The following is a 222-nucleotide window of genomic DNA, read 5'->3' as shown; positions in this document are numbered from 1 at the left end:
CTTTGTGATTCATGACTGGGGTGAAGTCGTAACAAGGTAACCGTAGGGGAACCTGCGGTTGGATCACCTCCTTACCTTAAAGAACCTGCCTTTGCAGTGCTCACACAGATTGTCTGATGAAAAACAGCAGTAAAAATCTCTGCAGGCTTGTAGCTCAGGTGGTTAGAGCGCACCCCTGATAAGGGTGAGGTCGGTGGTTCAAGTCCACTCAGGCCTACCAAA

Annotated in this window: 1 tRNA gene and 1 rRNA gene; both read left to right on the top strand. The window is 49.5% G+C overall.

From position 1 onward, the window contains the following. Positions 1–74, top strand: a 16S ribosomal RNA gene (locus tag ACZ6J2_RS21955); the annotation flags it as partial. A 69-nt stretch (positions 75–143) separates the two neighbouring features. After that, a tRNA-Ile gene (locus ACZ6J2_RS21950) sits at positions 144–220 on the top strand. Positions 221–222 lie beyond the last annotated feature (2 nt).

Source organism: Enterobacter sp. E14S, assembly GCF_055666685.1.
This window is presented reverse-complemented; position numbering and strand designations above follow the sequence as displayed.